This window comes from Streptomyces lonarensis (assembly GCF_012033735.1).
In the GTDB taxonomy this organism is placed as follows: domain Bacteria; phylum Actinomycetota; class Actinomycetes; order Streptomycetales; family Streptomycetaceae; genus Streptomyces; species Streptomyces lonarensis.
This window is the reverse complement of the sequence record NZ_JAAVJD010000114.1, coordinates 1-17,336: the sequence shown is the minus strand read 5'-3', so window position 1 is coordinate 17,336 and position 17,336 is coordinate 1. Positions and strand designations below refer to the sequence as shown.

Here is a 17,336-nt window from a genome sequence, read left to right as displayed (position 1 = left end):
GTCCGGGGCCGGCCCCGGAACCCACCGTCAGGTGCCGGCCGATGCGGGGAGCGGGCGCGTCGGATCGACGGCGCCCGCCCCGCACGGCGGGGCCGGGCTCAGCGCTCGCGGACGACGATGAAGTCGGCGAGGGCGAGCAGCTGCTCGCGGGTGTGGTCCGGCATGGTCAGCCCCTCGATCGCGGCGACCGCCGTGTCGTGCTGGCGGCGCGCCTCGTCGGCGGTCCACTCCCGGCCGCCGGCCTCCTCGATGAGCGCCGCACGCTCCGCGAACTCGGCCTCGTCGAAGTCCTCGAACTCCTCGGGCGACTTCTTCGCGTCCGCGGTCAGCAGCCCGGTGAGCCGCTGCGCGGCGGGGTTGTCGGCGGCCAGCGCCGCGACGACGGGGAGGGACTTCTTGCGCTGCCGCAGGTCGCTCCAGGTCTGCTTGCCGGTGGAGCGGGAGTCGCCCCAGATGCCGAGCAGGTCGTCCACCGCCTGGAAGGCGAGGCCGAGGTGGTGGCCGTAGCGGTCCAGGGCGTCGGCGGTGGCCTCGTCCGCGCCGCCGAGGACGGCGCCGATGGACGCGGCGCAGGCGATGAGGGCGCCCGTCTTGTTGCCCGCCATCTCCAGGCACTCCGCGACGCCGACCGTCTCGCGGTGCTCGAAGCCGATGTCCTGCGCCTGTCCGTCGATCAGCTTGCGGGCGGCGACGGCGAGTCGGCGGGCGGCGGCGGCCGCGTGCGGACCGCCCTCGGCCAGCAGGATCTCCCCGGCCAGGGCGAAGAGGGCGTCGCCGACGAGGATCGCCTGCGCCGGACCGTGCACCTTCCAGACGGTGTCGCGGTGGCGGCGCTGCTCGTCACCGTCCATCAGGTCGTCGTGGAGCAGGGAGAAGTTGTGGACCAGTTCGACCGCGACGGCGCCGGGCACTCCGGCCTCCGGCCGGGCGCCGGCGACCTCCGCCGAGACGACCGCGAGGGCGGGGCGCACGGCCTTGCCGCCGTCGCCGTCAGCGGGGCGGCCGTCCTCGTCGATCCAGCCGAAGTGGTAGGCGGCGACGGTGTCCATGGGGGACGCCAGCCGTCCGACGGCGGCGCGCAGCGCGGGGGCGGCGAGTGAGCGGCCGCGTTCCAGCAGGTCCGCCACGGCGTCGGGGTCGGGAAGGGGGGCGTTCACGGATGCTCCTCGCGCTGGGCGATCGGGGTGCGGGCGGGGGTGTGCGCGGGGGCTCCGGCGGCGGCGCGGGCGGCGGCGTGGCCGCTGCGGACCGCGCCCTCCATGGTCGCGGGCCAGCCGGTGTCCGTCCACGCGCCGGCCAGGTAGAGGCCGGGCGCCCGGGTGGTGGTGCCCGGGCGGAGCCGGGCGGTACCGGGGGCGGGTGCGAAGGTCGCGGTGCGCTCCCTGGTGACGAAGAAGTCCCGGACACCGGCGGTGCGGGCCGCGGGCAGCAGCCGTTCCAGTTCGGGAAGGTAGCGGCGGCGCAGTTCGGCCGCGGGCAGGTCGATCTCGTCCGTGGCGGCGGACTGCGACAGCGCCAGGTACTGCGACGCTCCCGCCCCCGGCAGGTCGGCGAGGCCGGAGTGCGGCGTGCGGTCGAACACCCACTGCACCGGGCTGCCGAGCGCCGCGAGGAACGGTCGGCGCAGCACCGGCCGGTCGTAGACGACGTGGACGTTGAGGATCGGGGAGTCGGCGAGCCGCAGCAGGCGGTCCGGCGCCTCCAGCGCCCCGGGCGGCAGCAGCGCGTGGGTCTGCCCCTGCGGCACCGCGAGGACCACCGCGTCGGTGGTGAGGTCGACGGGGCCGCCGCCATGCTCCAGGGTCGTCGTCCATCCGGCGGTGCCCTCGGCCGGGCGAGCGACACGGCGGGCCCGGGCGCGCAGCAGCACGGTGACGCCGGCATCGGCGAGCGCCCGCCCGGCCAGCGTGCCGTGGAGCTCGCCGAGCGGGACGGCGGGCAGGCCGATGTCGGCGCCGCCGGGGGTGGTCAGCAGCCCCGTCCGGAAGACCTTGACCGCCAGCGCGAGGGAGACGTCGTCGGCGCGGGCGTTGAGCGTGGCGACGCCGACGAGGTCCCACAGCGCCGCCGCGCTGCGCGGGTCCTGCCCCTGCTCGTGGAGCCAGTCGCCGAAGGAGCGGGCGTCGAGGGCGGGGTCGTCGGGGTCCAGCGACCGCAGCGCCCAGGCGGCGCGCGCGGCGCGCAGCCGCTGGCCGCTGTCGAGGTGGGGGTAGCGGGCCAGCGCGGCGGAGAGGTGCAGCGGGACGGGCAGCCCGGTGCGGGTGAGCCGCCCGGCACGGCCGGTGTCGGCGTCGAGGACGGGGACGTCCAGCCGCCGCTGGATCGGTGCCAGCCCGCTGCCGCCGATGCGTTCCAGGAAACCGCGGTAGGCGGTGCAGCACCGCAGGTAGACGTGCTGGCCGTTGTCGACGGTGAGGTCGCCGACGGCGGAGGCCCGGCGGAAGGAGAAGGCGAGGCCGCCGAGGCGGGGCCGGGTCTCGGCGAGCGTCACGCGCCAGCCGCGGTCGGCGAGGTCGAGCGCGGCGGTGGTCCCGGCCAGGCCACCGCCGATGACGAGGGCGGTACGGGTCACGGGCGCTTCCGGACGGCGCGGCGGGCGTCGAGGCCGGCCAGTCCGCGGACGGCGACGAGGGCCTTCTGCGGGGCGGGCAGGGAGACCCGGCCGCGGAGCACGGCGGCGGGTTCGGCTGCGACGTGGTCGAGCAGGCGGTGGTAGATGCCGGCCATGGCGGCGACGCAGGCGCCGGAGCGCCGGTCGAGCATCGGGAGCAGCCGGTAGCCGTCGGCGAACAGTCGCCGGGCGCGGTGCACCTGGAACCGCACGAGGCCGTCGAAGTCGGCGCCGCGCTGGGGCTGCGACCGGTTGAAACCCTCGGTGCAGCCGTAGGCCCGCAGGTCCTCCTCGGGGAGGTAGCTGCGACCTTCGGCGGCGTCCTCCCGCAGGTCGCGGAGGATGTTGGTGAGCTGCAGCGCGAGACCGAGGGTGTCGGCGAACTGCGGGGCTCGCTCGGCGCCGGGCGCGCCGGGGACGGTGCCGAAGACGCCGAGGGAGAGTCGGCCGACGGCGCCGGCGACACAGCGGCAGTAGTCGCGGAGCTCCTCCCAGGTCTCGTAGGTGCGGCCGTGGACGTCCATCAGCACGCCGTCGATGAGCTCGTCGAGTCCGTCGAGCGGGATGGGGAACCGGTCGGCCGCGTCGGCGAGCGCCAGCGCCACCGGGTCGGTCGCGTCGTCGGCGATCTCGCCGGCGCGGACCTGCTGCAGCAGGTCGCGGGTCTCCTTGAGGCGGGACTCCTTGGTGGCGTCGTCCAGGGGGCCGTCACCGATGTCGTCGACGCGTCGGGAGAAGGCGTAGAGGGCGGACATCGCCCGGCGTTCGGCGGCGGGCAGCAGCCTGATGCCGTAGGCGAAGTTCCGGGCCTGCTGGCCGGTGACGATCTCGCAGTAGCGGTAGGCGGCCGTCAGGGAGGGAGAGAGCGGGGGGCTCGTCGTCACGGTGGACAGCTCACATTCCTCGTCGCATGGTGGACCCCGCCGCGCGGAGCAGACCGGTTCTGGTGGGCCGGGGGGTGCCGGCGAGAACGTCGTACCGGGCGTCGGTGATGGCCGCCAGCGCCGCTCTCCCGCCGCCCACGAACCCGGCGAGCAGCATCCGGAGCCTGCCCTGGACGCTGCCGACGAGCGGTGCGCCGTCGTCCAGCAGCCTACGTGCCCGGTCCGCCTCGGAGGCGACCAGGGCCCGCAGCGCGGCTCCGGCGGTGGGCGCCGCGAGGTCGCGCTCGGTGACGTGGAACCGCCGCATCTCGGTCGCGGGCAGGTAGATCCGGTCGCGCGCCAGGTCCTCGGCGACGTCCTGGAGGTGCTCGATCAGCTGGAGCGCGGTGCAGATCGCGTCGGAGCGCCGGACGCGTTCGGGGGTCGTGGTGCCGGTGACACCGAGGACGAGCCGCCCCACGGGGTTGGCGGAGAGTTCGCAGTAGCCGAGCAGTTGGTCGCGGTCGGCGTAGCGGCTGACGCGCTGGTCGACGCGGTTGGCCTCGATGAGGTCGCGGAAGGGCTGCGCGGTGAGGCCGGTGCGGCGGACGGTCGGCAGCAGGCCGCGCACCAGGGGGTGCCGGGGCGCTTCGGCTCCGGGGGTGAAGACGCGCTCCAGGTCCGCCTCCAGCGCGTCCAGCAGCGCCGCGGGCTCGTCGGCGGCTTCGGCCTCCAGCCCCAGCAGCACGGCGTCGGCGCCACCGGGGGCGAGGTCCCCGTCGCCGGCGTCGTCCACCAGCCGGGCGTAGCCGTAGACGGCCATGAGGTCCTCGCGCCAGGCCGCAGGCAGGAAGCGGGGGGCGACGGGGAAGTTCTCTCGGGCGGCCTTGGCCAGCGTCGCGGAGACCTGCTGGTGACCGGGGTCGGCGGCGGCGGTGGTCGTCATACCGTCATTTCTACCTTGTCGGGGCGCCGATCCCCTCGGACACGCCCTTCCGCGCCCGGGTCGGGCCCGGGCGCGGGAGGGGCACGGCCGTTGTCAGGAGGCGGTCTCGGCCTCGTAGGCCTTGAGTACCTCGTCGGTGGGTCCGTCCATGACCAGTTCGCCCTTCTCCAGCCAGAGCACCCGGTCGCAGGTGTCGCGGATGGAGCGGTTGCGGTGGCTGACCAGGAAGACCGTTCCGGCCTCCTTGCGGAGTTCCCGGATGCGGGCCTCGGACCGCTTCTGGAAGCGTTTGTCGCCGGTGGCGAGCGCCTCGTCGATCATGAGGACGTCGTGGTCCTTGGCGGCGGCGATGGAGAACCGGAGCCGCGCGGCCATCCCGGAGGAGTAGGTGCGCATGGGCAGGCTGATGAAGTCGCCCTTCTCGTTGATGCCGGAGAAGTCGACGATCCCCTGGTAGCGCTCCTTGATCTGCTCCCGGCTCATGCCCATCGCGAGGCCGCCGAGTATGACGTTCCGCTCGCCGGTGAGGTCGTTCATCAGGGCCGCGTTGACGCCCAGCAGCGAGGGCTGGCCGTCGGTGTAGACCTTCCCGCTCTCCGGGGGCAGCAGGCCGGCGATGGCCCGCAGCAGGGTCGACTTGCCGGAGCCGTTGGAGCCGATCAGGCCGATCGCCTCGCCGCGGTGGGCGGTGAAGCTGACGCCGCGGACGGCGTGGACCTCGCGGACGCGTCCCGAGGGTTCGCGCCGCATGACGCGGCGGAGCGCGGCGGTCGCGTTGCCGCGCTGCCGTCCGGCGGTGACGCGGTAGACGATGTGCAGGTCGTCGGCGATGACGGTGGGAACCCGCTCCCCCGCCGGCGCGGTGCCCGCTGCGGTGTCGGTGGTGTTGTCAGCCACGGCCGTACCTCTCCTCCGCCTTCCAGAAGTACACGAACCCGGCGACGAGCGCGAGGAGCGCGTAGCCGACGGCGAGCAGCCAGAAGTAGCCGGCCAGGTCGCCGTGGTGGGGGCCGTCGGTGATGGTGGCGTGCCGGAACAGCTCCATGTAGACGGAGATCGGGTTGGCCAGCGCGACGTCGGCGACCCAGGACGGTACGTCGCGCCCGTCGAGGATGTGGCCGATGGGGAAGAGCACGCCGGAGCCGTACATCGCGGTGCGCAGCACGAAGGGCATCAGCTGCGCCAGGTCGGGGACGGCCGCCCCCCAGCGGGCGAAGACCAGGGCCAGCCCGGAGTTGAAGACCAGCTGGAGCAGCAGGGCGGGAACGACCAGCAGCCAGGTCCAGCTGGGGTAGTGGCCGAAGCCGATGAGGACGACCAGGATGACGACGGTGGAGAAGAGCAGCTGCTGAAGCTGCTGGAGCACGAAGGAGATGGGGAGCGAGGCGCGGGGGAAGTGGAGCGCCCGGACCAGCCCGATGTTGCCGGGGATCGACTTGACCCCCGCCATGACCGACTGCTGGGTGAAGGTGAAGAGGAAGACCCCGATGACCAGGAACGGGATGTACTCCGGCATGTCCATGCCGCCACGCCCGCCGAGCAGGTACCCGAAGATCAGCAGGTAGACCGCGGCGTTGAGCAGCGGCGTCAGCACCTGCCAGACCTGGCCCATCTTGGCCTGGCTGTACTGCGCCGTCAGTTTCGCCTGCGAGAACGACAGGATGAAGTGCCGGCGTCCCCATAGTTGCCGCACGTAAGCGGGGAGCGACGGCCTGGCTCCGCTCACCGCCAGCCCGTGGCGGGCCGCGAGTTCGGCGGCGCTGAGGTTCTCCCCGGGCGGGGGTGGGGCGGCGGAGGTCGCACGCTCGTGCGTTGTCTCGCTCACATCGACACTTTCGTCTCGCGGGCCAGCTGTGGAGAGCCGCGGACGGACCGGACGCGTGTTCGGCGCCCGGTCCGCTGTTCGCTCGTGAATGATCTCAGGGTGGAGCTTGTCAGATGACCGGCGGGCGGCCCAGCCGGGTCAGGCGCCACACGGTACGCCACCGCATCGGCCGCCGGGGACCGCAGGGGGTGCGCCAGCCCTCGACGAATCCGCCCGCCCAGGCGCGCAGCGCGGAACCGGAGGGACGCCTGAGCAGGGTGAGCAGCAACCAGGTGCCGAGGTAGAGCGGGATCAGCGGCAGCGGCAGATTGCGGCGGGCCAGCCAGACACGGTTGCGGGCCACCAGCCGGTGGTAGAGCGCGTGCCGCGCGGGCGAGGTGGTGGGGTGGTGCAGCACCAGGTCGGCCCGGTACTCGATGCCCCAGCCGGCGTCCAGCGCCCGCCAGGCGAGGTCGGTCTCCTCGTGCGCGTAGAAGAAGCTGTCCGGCAGTCCGCCGACCTCGGCGAAGACGGCGGTGCGCACGGCGTTGGCCCCGCCGAGGAAGGTGGTGACCGGCGAGGAGCGCATCGGGTCCGAGGCGCGCAGCCGCGGCACGTGCCGGCGCTGTGTGACGCCCGTCTCCGGGTCGGCGATGCGGAAGGAGACGATGCCGAGCCGGTCGTCGGCGGCGAACGCCTCGCGCACCAGTTCGCCCACGTCGCGGCCGGGGAGGTCCCCGTCGTCGTCCAGGAAGAGCAGCACGTCGACATCGGTGCCGCCGGGGCCGAACGCCTCGATGCCCGCGTTGCGGCCGCCGGGGATGCCCAGGTTCTCGGGCAGCTCCATCGTGCGGACGCCCTCGGGCAGGTCCGGAAGGGCCGCGCCGTTGCCGACCACCACCACCTGCACCGGGTCGCCGGCCTGGGCCGCGACCGAGTCGAGCAGCCGCTTGAGCTCCTCGGGACGGTTCCCCATGGTGATGATCACGGCCCCTAGGGAGAGGCCGGGGCGGCCTGCCGCCGGGCCCGGGGTCACCGCAGCCTGCTGGAGGCGAGGATGGAGACCAGGTGGAGCAGGGTCTGCAGGACGGCGATCGCGGCCAGCACCGCGACGCCGAGTCGGCTGAAGAAGAGCCCGCCGGCGATCAGGTCGGCGACGGCGACGGCGAGGATGAACAGCGACGCCTCGACCCCGCCGACCAGGCGGTGGAACTTGAGCGCCGCGGCGGCACGGCGGGCCACCGCCAGGCCGGACGAGCGGGGGGTCGCCGCCGACTCCTGCACGGCCGTCATGCCGCTGCGCAGTCGCGCCACGTCGACCAGGTCCGTCTCGGCCTTGATCAGGATCGCACCGAGGGCGGCGACGGTGCCGAGGAAGGCCCACAGCCAGTTGGCGGCGGCGCCCTCCAGCGCGAACACGTCGGCCGCCCGTACGCCGAAGCCGACCAGCAGCGCGGCCTCGGCCAGGTAGTGGCCGACGCGGTCGAGGTAGACGCCGGTGACCGAGGTCTGCTTCCGCCAGCGGGCCACCTCGCCGTCGACGCAGTCCAGCAGGAGGTAGAGCTGGATCAGCAGCGCCGCCAGCACCGCGCCGGCGATGCCGGGGATCAGCAGCGCGCCGCCTGCGGCGACCCCGGTGAGCACCATCAGGTAGGTCAGCTGGTTGGGGGTGACGCGGCTGTCGACCAGGTGCCTGGTCCAGCGCAGCGAGACCTCGCGCATGTAGAGCCGGCCCGCCCAGTGCTCCCCGCTGCGGCGGTCCTTGATCCCCTCGGGGTGGACGACGGGGCGGAGTTCAGCTACCGAAGGTTTTGACATAGTGCGCGTACGCGTCCCTGATCTCGTCGGTGGACAGCTGGAGGTGTTCCAGGATGGTGAAGCGCCCCGGCCGGGTGCGCGGCGCGAACTCCAGGACCTGGACGAACTCCTCGCCGCTGAAGCCGATGTCCCCGGGGAGGACGGGCAGCCGGTGACGCCGGAGCGTCTCCACCATCAGTGCCGCCTGCTCCGTGGCGCCCCGCAGGTGGGTGGCGAAGGCCGCCCCCAGGCCGCACTGCTCGCCGTGGGGGGCGCGGCGGCGGGGGAAGAGCAGGTCGAAGGCGTGGTTGATCTCGTGGCAGGCGCCGGAGGCCGGGCGGCTGTCTCCGGCGATCGACATGGCGATGCCGGTGAGGACCAGTCCCTCGGCGAGCACGGTGAGGAACGAGTCGTCCTCGCACCCGCCGGGGTGCCGCAGCACCGCCTCGCCCGCCTGCCGGGCCATCGCGGCGGCCAGACCGTCGATCGGCTCGCCGGTCACCTTGTGGGACAGCTCCCAGTCGGCCACGGCGGAGATGTTGGAGATGGCGTCCCCGACCCCCGACCGCACGAAGCGCGCGGGGGCCTGCCGGATGACGTCGAGGTCGATGACGACGGCGATGGGCGTGGGCACGCCGTAGGAGCCGCGCCCCGCGTCGTTGTCGAGGGTCGCGATCGGGGAGCACAGCCCGTCGTGCGACAGGTTGGTCGCCACCGCCACCAGCGGCAGCCCGACCCGGGCGGCGGCGAACTTGGCGCAGTCGATGATCTTGCCGCCGCCGAGGCCGACCAGGGCGTCGTAGCGGCCCGACTTGACCTCGCCCGCCAGGCGGACGGCGTCGTCCAGCGTGCCGCCGCCTACCTCGAACCAGTCGGCCCCCGGCATGGCGTCGCAGAGCCGGTCGCGCAGCGCCCGGCCGGAACCCTCGCTGATGGCGAAGGCGAGCTTGCCGGTCGGGGCGATGCGCTGGTCGGCCAGGAGTGAGGCCAGGTCGTCCAGGGCGCCCGCCCTGATGTCCACCGACACCGGGGACGGGATCAGCCTGGTCAGTAGAGGCATGCGATCCCCCGGCCGCGGGCGAGGTCGTCGTGGTTGTCGATCTCGACCCAGGGCACGTCGCCGATGGGGGTGGTGTCGATGGTGACGCCGCGGTTCACCAGCTCCTGGTAGCCGTCCTCGTAGTAGAGGTCGGGGTCCCGCTCGAAGGTGGTGCGCAGCGCGTCGGCGAGGTCGGCCGCGGCGCTGCCCTCGATGAGGGTCACGCCGATGTACTCGCCGGTCGCCTCCGACGGGTCCATGAGCTTGGTGATCCGCCGGACACCGCGGCCCGGCTCGGTGATCACCTTCATCTCCTCGTCGGCGAGCTCCTTCACCGTGTCCAGCGCGAGGATGATCCGGCGGTCCCCGCCGCGGGCGGCGAGCAGCGAACGCTCCACCGAGACCGGGTGGACGGTGTCGCCGTTGGCGAGGATCACGCCCTCGGCGAGCACGTCACGGGCGCACCAGAGGGAGTAGGCGTTGTTCCACTCCTCGGCCCTGTCGTTGTCGATCAGCGTCAACTTCACGCCGTAGCGGGACTCCAGCGCCGCCTGGCGCTCGTGGACCGCTTCCTTGCGGTAGCCGACGACGACGGCGACCTCGGTGAGGCCGACCTCCGCGAAGTTGCCCAGGGTCAGGTCCAGGACGGTGGTGCTCTCGTCGTCCCGGGAGCCGACCGGCACCAGGGCCTTGGGCAGGGTGTCGGTGTAGGGACGCAGACGCCGTCCGGCGCCGGCCGCCAGCACGAGGCCGATCATGTGGGTTCTCCTGTCTCGTCGTGTACGGCGGGGGCCTGGGAGGAGACCCAGAACCGGATGCTCTCGGTCAGCACCAGGACGGTCAGCGCCCCGGCGAGGGCCGTGAGCGCGACGGGGAAGCCGGAACCGCCGAGCCAGAGGGCGGCGGCGAGGACGACCAGCAGGGTGCGTCCCTCGTGCCCGCCCGCGGCGAGCACCAGGCCGCGGGGCGGGGCCCCGGCGCCGCCGCGCAGGCGGTACACCGTGTCGTAGTGATGGTAGGCGCAGATCGCCACCAGCCCGAACGCCGCCGGGAGCGCGGCGGGGCTCTCCGCGTGCAGGGCGAGGATCAGCACGGTGCCGTACTCGGCCACCCGGAACAGCGGCGGCAGCAGCCAGTCGAGCCGGTGGCTCAGCGGCGCAGCGACGGCCCGCCCGGCGCACAGGGCGTACCAGACGGCGGCGGCGACCACGGCCCAGGTGCCGGCGGCACCGGGCAGCAGGAGGGTCCCCAGCAGGACCACCACGCCCGCCGCGGCCCACAGCGGCGCGCCCAGGGCGGCCCGGCCGGTGGCAGGGGTGCGGGCGGCGGACTCGGCGAGCGGTCCGCTGTCGACCAGGGCCGCGAGGGCCGGGGCGCCGCCGTCGCCGCCGCCGGAGCGGCGGATGGAGCGCAGCACCCGGCCGGCGGTGGTGTAGCAGGCGGCGAAGGCCCCGGCGGCCAGCAGCACCACGAAGGTGATGCGCGGGGTCGTCAGGGCGGTGAGGACGGCGATCAGCGCCCAGCGCTCGCCGATCGGCAGCACGATCATGCGTCGCGCCCAGACGGTCCAGCCGACCGCGTCCAGTCGCCCGGAGAGGGCGGCGGCGCGGCCGGCGCCGGTCTGGGCGGTCGCGGTCTCGTTGAAGGAGAAGTCGACGATGTGGCGGGCGGTCTGGAGCACCATGGCCGCCAGCGCCAGCCCCCAGACGTCCTCGCCGCCGCGCGCCGCTCCCAGGGCGAGTCCGGCGTAGAACGCGTACTCCTTGGCGCGGTCGAAGGTCGCGTCGAGCCAGGCGCCGAGGGTGGAGTACTTCAGCGCGTAGCGGGCGAGCTGGCCGTCGACGCAGTCCAGGACGAACGAGGCGAGGAGCAGCAGGCCGGCGGCGACGAACCCGGCGCGGGTGCCGGTGGCGGCGCACCCCGCCGCCACCAGCGCGGTGACGAGGGAGGCGGTGGTCACCTGGTTCGGCGTCAGTCCCCGGTCGGCGCACCAGCGTGCGATGTACCGGGAGTAGGGGCTGACGCAGTGGGTGGTGAAGAACCCGTCGCGGCTCTTGACCGCGTCGGCGAGGCGGATGCGCTCCCCGTCGACGGCGGCGACCGCGGCGCGGGCCTCCTCGGTCTCGGCGGGCGAGTCCGGCACCCGGGCCTGGAGGCTGCCGAGGGCGGGCCGGTGGACGGCGGTCCCGGAGGCGTCGACGGCCTCGGCGAGACGGTCGGTCAGCGGCACGTCCGCGGCGGCGGTCGGCGCGGTGGGGACAGTGGCGAGAGCGGCGGTGAGTGCCGCTCGGCCGGCCGGTCCCACGGCCAGCGCGCCGGGCACGGCCGCGGCCGGGAACCGGGGGTCGGTGAGGGCGAGCCGCAGGCTCTGCCGGTGCCCGGTGAAGCGGGCGTCGACGACGGCGATGCGTGCGCCGGTCGGCACCCGGCCGAGCTCCTCACGCAGGGCCGCGGGGTCCTGCTGGGCGCGGACCGTGAAGCCGAGGGCCCGCAGGTCGGCGTCGAGCGGTGACCCGGCGACGGGCCGGCCGATGACGATGGCGGTCGACAGCTGAACTCACTCCTCGGGGCGGCGCCGTGCCGGCCGCGCCGCGCGGCGGGCCACGGGCGGGCACGAGGGCAGAGGTTATCCGATCCCCCGACGGGTCGTTCACCGCGGTTCACCCGGGGTTCGCACCGGTCACGGCCGGGAGGTCTCGCACAGCCGACCGAGTGGTGACGGAATACCGGCGCGAGGTCTCGCCCGGGCGGCGTCGGCGGCATGTCGCCGCAGGTGGGCCGGGCACCCCTCCGGTAGCGTAAAAGCCCAGCTCAGAGGCAATGACAACGGTGTTCACTGCCGCGTTGCCACATACCCCCCACCCGTAGTTCACTGAGGGGGTGCGGGTGCCGCGGCGCCCCGGTTCCCCGGTGGTTTCGCGCCACCGGGACGGGCGCCGCGGGAGTACCCGCGGACCGGACGACGACGGGAGCGGAGCGCCATGGGAGCGGGACACCAACACGGCGGTGGGAGCGGGCACGCGACCGCCGGCGCGGCGCACCGGGGCCGGCTCTTGATCGCGTTCGGGATCGCCGCCGTGCTGCTGGTCGCCGAGCTGATCGGCGCCGCCCTCACCGGGTCGCTGGCGCTGCTGGCCGACGCGGGCCACGTCGCGACCGACCTCGTCGGCATCGGCATGGCGCTGACGGCGATCCACTTCGCCAACCGGCCCGCGGCGGCCGGCCGGACCTTCGGCATGGCCCGGCTGGAGATCCTTGCCGCGCTGATGAACTGCCTGCTGCTGCTCGGGGTGGGCGGCTACATCGTCTTCGAGGCGTTCCGGCGCATGCAGCAGCCGGCGGAGATCGAGGGCGGCCTGACCATGGTCTTCGGCGTGGTCGGCCTCGCCCTCAACTGCGTCTCGCTGCTGCTGCTCATGAAGGGCCAGAAGGAGAGCCTCAACGTGCGGGGCGCCTTCCTGGAGGTGCTGGCCGACACCCTCGGGTCGGTCGCGGTGATCGCCTCGGCGCTGGTGATCCTGCTCACCGGCTGGCAGCAGGCCGACCTGGTCGCGTCGCTGCTGATCGCGGCCATGATCGTGCCGCGGACGTTCAAGCTCGGCCGGGAGGCGGTCGAGGTGCTGCTGGAGTCCGCGCCCCGGGACGTCGACATCCACGAGGTGCGGGAGCACATGCTCGGGGTCGAGGGCGTGTCCGACGTGCACGACCTCCACGTGTGGACCATCACCTCGGGGATGCCGGTGGTCTCGGCCCACGTGGTGGTCGACCGCGAGGTGCTGGACGCGGTCGGCCACGAGCGTGTGCTGCACGACCTCCAGGACTGCCTGGGCGGCCACTTCGCCGTGGAGCACTGCACCTTCCAGCTGGAACCGGACGGGCACGTCGCGCACGAGTCGCGCGTCTGCCACTGATCCCGCGTCAGCCGATCGTCGCCCCGTGGGCCGGTGGTGCGCCCGGACGGGTGACGCGCCCGCGGGGTCCGCTACGGCACACTGGTGCCAGGCCCCAGCACGGCGGGCCGGTCCCCCGGGCGGCGTCCGGGGCGACGTGCACATCCCGAAAGGCGCCCATGCCCCAGCGAACCGACGTCACCACCGGCAGCCCCGAGCAGACCGGGCCCGAGCCGATCCTGCTGGAGCTGGTGGACGAGGACGGCACGACCATCGGCACGGCGGAGAAGCTGTCGGCGCACCAGGCACCGGGGCGGCTCCACCGGGCGTTCTCCGTCTTCCTCTTCGACGCCGAGGGGCGGCTGCTCCTGCAGCAGCGGGCGGCCGGCAAGTACCACTCCCCCGGGGTCTGGTCCAACACCTGCTGCGGTCACCCCTACCCGGGCGAGCCGCCGTTCCTCGCCGCGGTGCGGCGGACCGCGGAGGAACTGGGCACCGCGCCCTCGCTGCTGCGCGAGGCGGGCACCGTGCGCTACAACCACCCCGACCCGGTCTCGGGCCTGGTGGAGCAGGAGTACAACCACCTCTTCGTGGGGCTGACCGGCGCCCCGGCCGCGCCCGATCCCGAGGAGGTCGGCGCGACCGCGCTGGTCACGGCCGAGGAACTGGCCCGCCGCCACGCGGTCGACCCGTTCTCCGCCTGGTTCATGACGGTGCTCGACGCCGCCCGACCGGCCATCCGGGAGACCACCGGCGGTGCCGGCGGCTGGTGAGGCGGGTGCGGTGACGGCGCCGGGCCGGCTCTTGTCGTCCGGCGCTCCGGTGGCGGCCGGTGGCCGGCGGCAGCTCAGTACAGCGGGAACGTCGCCCAGATGACCTTGCCGCCCCCGGCGGTGGGGGTCACCCCGCAGTCGCCGCCGGCCTCCAGGGCCACGGCCTTGACCAGGAGCAGCCCCCGGCCGCCCGTCTCGTGCTGGTCGGGCACGGCCTCCAGGGCGCGCGGCCGGTAGGGGTGGCCGTCCTCCACGCCGAGCCGCAGCCACCCGTCCAGCAGGGTCACCTCGACGCCGATCTGCGGTGTCAGCAGCGCGGCGTGGCGTACGCCGTTGGTCACCAGTTCCGAGAGCACCAGCTCGACGGCGAACATCAGGTCGTCGCCGACGGGGGCCCGCCGTCGCCGCAGGAGGTCGCGGACGGCGTGCCGCACCCAGGGGACCGAGCCATCGACGGGTGGAACGGTGAAGCGCCAGGTGCCGTCGGGCCGGTGCCGTGCGGGCAGCACGTGCTGCGTCGAGGCGTGCGATCGGCTGTCCATTCTGTCCGGCACCGGCCCCTCATCTCTCGTGTCATGCGCTTCGGAGGGCGGCGCGAGGGTGCGCCGCATGTCTCCGAGTGTTGGCATGTGCCAGCGCCCTGTGACCGACTGCACGGAACTCACCGAATAAGCGTGCTTCTCTTTCGCCAATGAGAGACCAGCTTCGATTTCCGACCGCGAAGTGAACGTTCACTGCCGTGGATCGGCGGGGAGCGACGGTTCCACGCCACCGGCCCAGGCAGCCGCCCCGGGTCACGGCCTCACCGCGCGGGTGGGGACCCGGCCGGCGGCTCGCCGGGGTGCGGTGGCGCCCCGTGCGGCGCGTCACCGCCCGCGGGGACCGACCCGCCGCCGGCCTCGCGCCCGCCGCCGATGCCCGCGCCTGTTCCCGTTCCTGTCCCTGTTCCTGTTCCTGTTCCCGTCCCCGCACGTGTGCTGCCGACCATGGCGAGGATGCGGCGCCCGGCCATCCCGGTCGCCAACAACCCGAGCCCGTCGAAGAGCAGCGCCAGCGACAGGAACGTCCCCAGGACGTACCAGGTGGCGGTGGGCCACTCCAGCAGCACCATCAGCCCGAGCACCAGGCCGAACGCGCCCTGCACCACGGTCCACATCATCTGGGGGCCGCGCACCACGAGCCCGCCGACGAACCGGAAGACCCCGCCGGTCAGCAGGAGCAGGGCCACGAACAGACTGAGCCCGGCCGCGGCCACCTCCGGGTGCCGGATCAGGATCACCCCTGCCGCGAGGTTGAGCGCCGCGGCGATCAGCCCCACCCACACGAAGTTCGACCCCCGCGAGAGCACCGCGTGCAGCAGGCCCACGACGCCGCCGACCAGCAGCAGCCATCCGAACAGCACCATCGACTGGAGCGTCGCGGCGCCTGTGTACACCAGCCCGACCAGCCCCGCCGCCACCAGTACGGCACCGAGGGCGGCGAACCGGCCGAGGCTGCGGTGCAGCTCCCGTCCCGGGTCCTGCGGCTGCTGCGACTCCCTGTGGCGCATGGCGGCACCTCCTCGCTCGCCAGGTTCCTCCCTCCCGGCGCTCGGCGCCGCTGTTCCTACGCCATCCGGGCACCCGGTTCCGGACATCCCCGTCGGGGGCCTACCATCGCCCCTCATGGAACCTGCCGTGCTCAGCAGCGTCGTGGACGGCGTCGCGACCGTGACCCTGCGCAACCCGGCGAAGCGGAACGCCCTGACGCCCGGCATGTGGCGCACGCTGGCCGCAACGGTGGCGGAACTCGCCACCGAACCCGACGTGCGGATGCTGGTGCTGACCGGCCACGGCGGGACCTTCAGCGCCGGGGCCGACATCACAGGCCTGCGGTCCGGCACCGCCCCCCGGGAGCTGGCCTCGGCCGCCGAGGAGGCGCTCGCCGCTTTCCCCGGCCCGACACTCGCCGTCGTCCGGGGCCACTGCGTGGGCGGCGGCTGCCAGCTCGCCGTCGCCTGCGACCTGCGGCTGGCCGCCCAGGACGCGGTGCTCGGCATCACCCCCGCGCGTCTGGGGATCGTCTACCCGCCGGGCGCCACGGCCCGGCTCAGCCGTCTCGTCGGCCCGGCCACCGCCAAGTACCTGCTCTTCTCGGCCGAGCTCATCGGGGCCGAACGGGCGCTGACCTGCGGCCTGGTGAACGAGGTGCACCCGGCGGAGGCCCTGGACGACCGGGTGGCCGCCCTCACCGCCACCCTCACGGCGCGCTCCCGACTGTCCCAGCAGGCGGCCAAGGCGTTCGTCGACCACGGACCGGAGGGCGACCACGCGGAGCGCTGGTCAGGGCCGCGCAACGCGGAGCACGAGCTGGCGGAAGGGGTCGCCGCCTTCCTGGAGCGGCGGGAGCCGCGGTTCCGCTGGCCCGGTTGACCGCCCGCCCACCCGGCGCGTCCGCGGCCGGCCGCCGACCGGGCGGGGCCGGGCCCCGGCGGGCGCGGTCCGGGCACGACCGCGGACTACCCCCGGTATATACCGCTCGGTAATGTGACGGGCATGACCTCCCCGCCTTCCCGCGCCGGCAGGCGCTGTCACGCCGCACTCAATCCACTGCACTCGCTGCTGTACTTCTCCCCCGAGCTACCGCGTGAGATGGCCGCGCTCGGCATCGGCGAGCAGACAGCCGCCTACCTCGCCACCCGCGCCGCCCCGATGGGCCGGGTCGGCGCCGGCGCCGTCTCCGCCGCGTTCTACTCCTTCCGCCCCGGCCTCGTCGCCCGCCATCTGCCCGCCGTCTGGGAGCGGCCACGGCCGGCGGCCGTGGTCGAGGCGCGGCTCCGCGCGGCCGACGGCGTCCTGCGCCGCCTGCTCGGCGACCGCACCGTCGAGTCGCCGCAGATGGCGGAGGCGGCCGAGCTCGCCCTGCGCGCCGCGCACGGCTGCCGCCCCCACGGACGCACGGTGTACGCGGCCAACGCCGACCTCCCCACGCCGCACGCCCCGCACCTGCGGCTGTGGCACGCCGCGACCCTGCTGCGCGAGCACCGGGGCGACGGGCACGTCGCCGTCCTGCTGCGGGAGGGGCTGGACCCGGCGGAAGCGATGATCAGCCACGCCGCGAGCGGCCACGGCCAGCACCCCGCCTGGCTGCGGGAGACCCGCGGCTGGAGCGAGGAGGAGTGGAACGCCGCCCAGGCGAGGCTCCGGGAGCGGGGCCTGCTGGCCGGCGACGGCCGGCTGACCGAGGACGGCGTCGCCCTGCGCAAGGCGATCGAGAACGAGACCGACCGGCTGGACCGCGCCCCGTACGATGCGCTCGGCGGAGACGGGACCGCCCGCCTCACCGACCTGGCAGCGGGCTTCGCCCTGACCGCCGCCAAGGGGGGCGCCTTCCCGTCCGAGGTGACGGGCTGAGACCCGCCGTCCGGCCGTGACGCACCAGGCGGCCGGACGGCCCCCGCGTCGGTACGTCCGCCGGTCAGGTGGTCCGGCGGCCGACGCGCGCCCGGTGCTGCTCCGGCCGGGGCCACCGCGCCGCGGGGGCGGTCGGGCAGAGCCCCGCTCGACACCGTCGGCGTGACCGGCGAGCGGTGAACGGCGTCCCGCGTCGCCGACCGCCCGAGGGCGGCCGCAGG

Annotated in this window: 17 protein-coding genes; 4 read left to right on the top strand and 13 right to left on the bottom strand. The window is 74.5% G+C overall.

Translation table 11 applies throughout. The annotated features are described in order from the left end of the window. Positions 1-98 precede the first annotated feature (98 nt). From HCN56_RS15150 to HCN56_RS15100, 11 genes are all read right to left on the bottom strand, one after another. The gene (locus tag HCN56_RS15150) at positions 99-1,157 is read right to left on the bottom strand and encodes a polyprenyl synthetase family protein (RefSeq protein ID WP_167971390.1); all 1,059 of its coding nucleotides are present in this window, start codon (positions 1,155-1,157) and stop codon (positions 99-101) included. After that, positions 1,154-2,572, bottom strand: coding sequence for a hydroxysqualene dehydroxylase HpnE (hpnE, locus tag HCN56_RS15145; RefSeq protein WP_167971388.1), 1,419 nt, complete (start codon positions 2,570-2,572; stop codon positions 1,154-1,156). Before hpnE ends, HCN56_RS15150 begins: the two co-directional genes overlap by 4 nt. Beyond that, on the bottom strand, positions 2,569-3,504 hold the full coding sequence (hpnD, locus tag HCN56_RS15140) for a presqualene diphosphate synthase HpnD (protein WP_167971396.1): 936 nt from the start codon (positions 3,502-3,504) through the stop codon (positions 2,569-2,571). Before hpnD ends, hpnE begins: the two co-directional genes overlap by 4 nt. A 1-nt stretch (position 3,505) precedes the next feature. After that, positions 3,506-4,420, bottom strand: a complete 915-nt coding sequence (gene hpnC, locus HCN56_RS15135; protein WP_167971386.1) for a squalene synthase HpnC — start codon at positions 4,418-4,420, stop codon at positions 3,506-3,508. Positions 4,421-4,513: 93 nt separating this feature from the next. After that, positions 4,514-5,317 (bottom strand): ABC transporter ATP-binding protein, encoded by an 804-nt coding sequence (locus tag HCN56_RS15130; protein ID WP_167971384.1) that lies wholly within the window; start codon positions 5,315-5,317, stop codon positions 4,514-4,516. Continuing rightward, the gene (locus tag HCN56_RS15125; RefSeq protein WP_167971382.1) at positions 5,310-6,245 is read right to left on the bottom strand and encodes an ABC transporter permease; all 936 of its coding nucleotides are present in this window, start codon (positions 6,243-6,245) and stop codon (positions 5,310-5,312) included. Before HCN56_RS15125 ends, HCN56_RS15130 begins: the two co-directional genes overlap by 8 nt. A 109-nt stretch (positions 6,246-6,354) precedes the next feature. Further along, positions 6,355-7,200: a glycosyltransferase family 2 protein gene (locus tag HCN56_RS15120; RefSeq protein ID WP_167971394.1), complete on the bottom strand. Its 846-nt coding sequence runs from the start codon at positions 7,198-7,200 to the stop codon at positions 6,355-6,357. A 56-nt stretch (positions 7,201-7,256) separates the two neighbouring features. Further along, the gene (locus HCN56_RS15115) at positions 7,257-8,042 is read right to left on the bottom strand and encodes a CDP-alcohol phosphatidyltransferase family protein (protein ID WP_167971380.1); all 786 of its coding nucleotides are present in this window, start codon (positions 8,040-8,042) and stop codon (positions 7,257-7,259) included. Then, a complete protein-coding gene (locus HCN56_RS15110) occupies positions 8,020-9,081 on the bottom strand; it encodes an iron-containing alcohol dehydrogenase family protein (protein WP_167971378.1) in 1,062 nt (353 codons plus the stop codon). Before HCN56_RS15110 ends, HCN56_RS15115 begins: the two co-directional genes overlap by 23 nt. Continuing rightward, complete coding sequence (locus HCN56_RS15105) at positions 9,069-9,818, bottom strand: phosphocholine cytidylyltransferase family protein (RefSeq protein ID WP_167971376.1); 750 nt, start codon at positions 9,816-9,818, stop codon at positions 9,069-9,071. The genes HCN56_RS15110 and HCN56_RS15105 overlap by 13 nt, the downstream gene beginning before the upstream one ends. After that, a complete protein-coding gene (locus HCN56_RS15100) occupies positions 9,815-11,611 on the bottom strand; it encodes a DUF5941 domain-containing protein (protein ID WP_167971392.1) in 1,797 nt (598 codons plus the stop codon). Before HCN56_RS15100 ends, HCN56_RS15105 begins: the two co-directional genes overlap by 4 nt. 430 nt (positions 11,612-12,041) lie before the next feature. Here HCN56_RS15100 and HCN56_RS15095 point away from each other — a divergent pair, with 430 nt between their 5' ends. Next, positions 12,042-12,971, top strand: coding sequence for a cation diffusion facilitator family transporter (locus tag HCN56_RS15095; protein WP_167971374.1), 930 nt, complete (start codon positions 12,042-12,044; stop codon positions 12,969-12,971). A 158-nt stretch (positions 12,972-13,129) separates the two neighbouring features. Then, entirely contained in the window at positions 13,130-13,723 is a 594-nt protein-coding gene (idi, locus tag HCN56_RS15090) for an isopentenyl-diphosphate Delta-isomerase (RefSeq protein ID WP_167971372.1), read from the top strand. Between the two features lie 74 nt (positions 13,724-13,797). Here the strand turns inward: idi and HCN56_RS15085 are convergent, their stop codons facing one another. Next, on the bottom strand, positions 13,798-14,265 hold the full coding sequence (locus tag HCN56_RS15085; protein ID WP_167971370.1) for an ATP-binding protein: 468 nt from the start codon (positions 14,263-14,265) through the stop codon (positions 13,798-13,800). A 260-nt stretch (positions 14,266-14,525) separates the two neighbouring features. Continuing rightward, entirely contained in the window at positions 14,526-15,272 is a 747-nt protein-coding gene (locus tag HCN56_RS15080; protein WP_167971368.1) for a DUF308 domain-containing protein, read from the bottom strand. A gap of 115 nt (positions 15,273-15,387) precedes the next feature. On the opposite strand from HCN56_RS15080, the gene HCN56_RS15075 reads away from it, so the two are divergent. Both HCN56_RS15075 and HCN56_RS15070 read left to right on the top strand, forming a co-directional pair. Next, entirely contained in the window at positions 15,388-16,134 is a 747-nt protein-coding gene (locus HCN56_RS15075) for an enoyl-CoA hydratase/isomerase family protein (protein ID WP_167971366.1), read from the top strand. Between the two features lie 123 nt (positions 16,135-16,257). Further along, the gene (locus HCN56_RS15070; protein ID WP_167971365.1) at positions 16,258-17,115 is read left to right on the top strand and encodes an SCO6745 family protein; all 858 of its coding nucleotides are present in this window, start codon (positions 16,258-16,260) and stop codon (positions 17,113-17,115) included. Positions 17,116-17,336 lie beyond the last annotated feature (221 nt).

Excerpts from the sequence above, each read along its gene's own strand:
- hpnC (WP_167971386.1), bottom strand. The coding sequence starts at position 4,420 with ATGACGACCACCGCCGCCGCCGACCCCGGTCACCAGCAGGTCTCCGCG.
- HCN56_RS15120 (WP_167971394.1), bottom strand. The coding sequence starts at position 7,200 with ATGGGGAACCGTCCCGAGGAGCTCAAGCGGCTGCTCGACTCGGTCGCG.
- HCN56_RS15115 (WP_167971380.1), bottom strand. The coding sequence starts at position 8,042 with ATGTCAAAACCTTCGGTAGCTGAACTCCGCCCCGTCGTCCACCCCGAG.
- HCN56_RS15110 (WP_167971378.1), bottom strand. The coding sequence starts at position 9,081 with ATGCCTCTACTGACCAGGCTGATCCCGTCCCCGGTGTCGGTGGACATC.
- HCN56_RS15105 (WP_167971376.1), bottom strand. The coding sequence starts at position 9,818 with ATGATCGGCCTCGTGCTGGCGGCCGGCGCCGGACGGCGTCTGCGTCCC.
- HCN56_RS15095 (WP_167971374.1), top strand. The coding sequence starts at position 12,042 with ATGGGAGCGGGACACCAACACGGCGGTGGGAGCGGGCACGCGACCGCC.
- idi (WP_167971372.1), top strand. The coding sequence starts at position 13,130 with ATGCCCCAGCGAACCGACGTCACCACCGGCAGCCCCGAGCAGACCGGG.
- HCN56_RS15085 (WP_167971370.1), bottom strand. The coding sequence starts at position 14,265 with ATGGACAGCCGATCGCACGCCTCGACGCAGCACGTGCTGCCCGCACGG.
- HCN56_RS15080 (WP_167971368.1), bottom strand. The coding sequence starts at position 15,272 with ATGCGCCACAGGGAGTCGCAGCAGCCGCAGGACCCGGGACGGGAGCTG.
- HCN56_RS15075 (WP_167971366.1), top strand. The coding sequence starts at position 15,388 with ATGGAACCTGCCGTGCTCAGCAGCGTCGTGGACGGCGTCGCGACCGTG.
- HCN56_RS15070 (WP_167971365.1), top strand. The coding sequence starts at position 16,258 with ATGACCTCCCCGCCTTCCCGCGCCGGCAGGCGCTGTCACGCCGCACTC.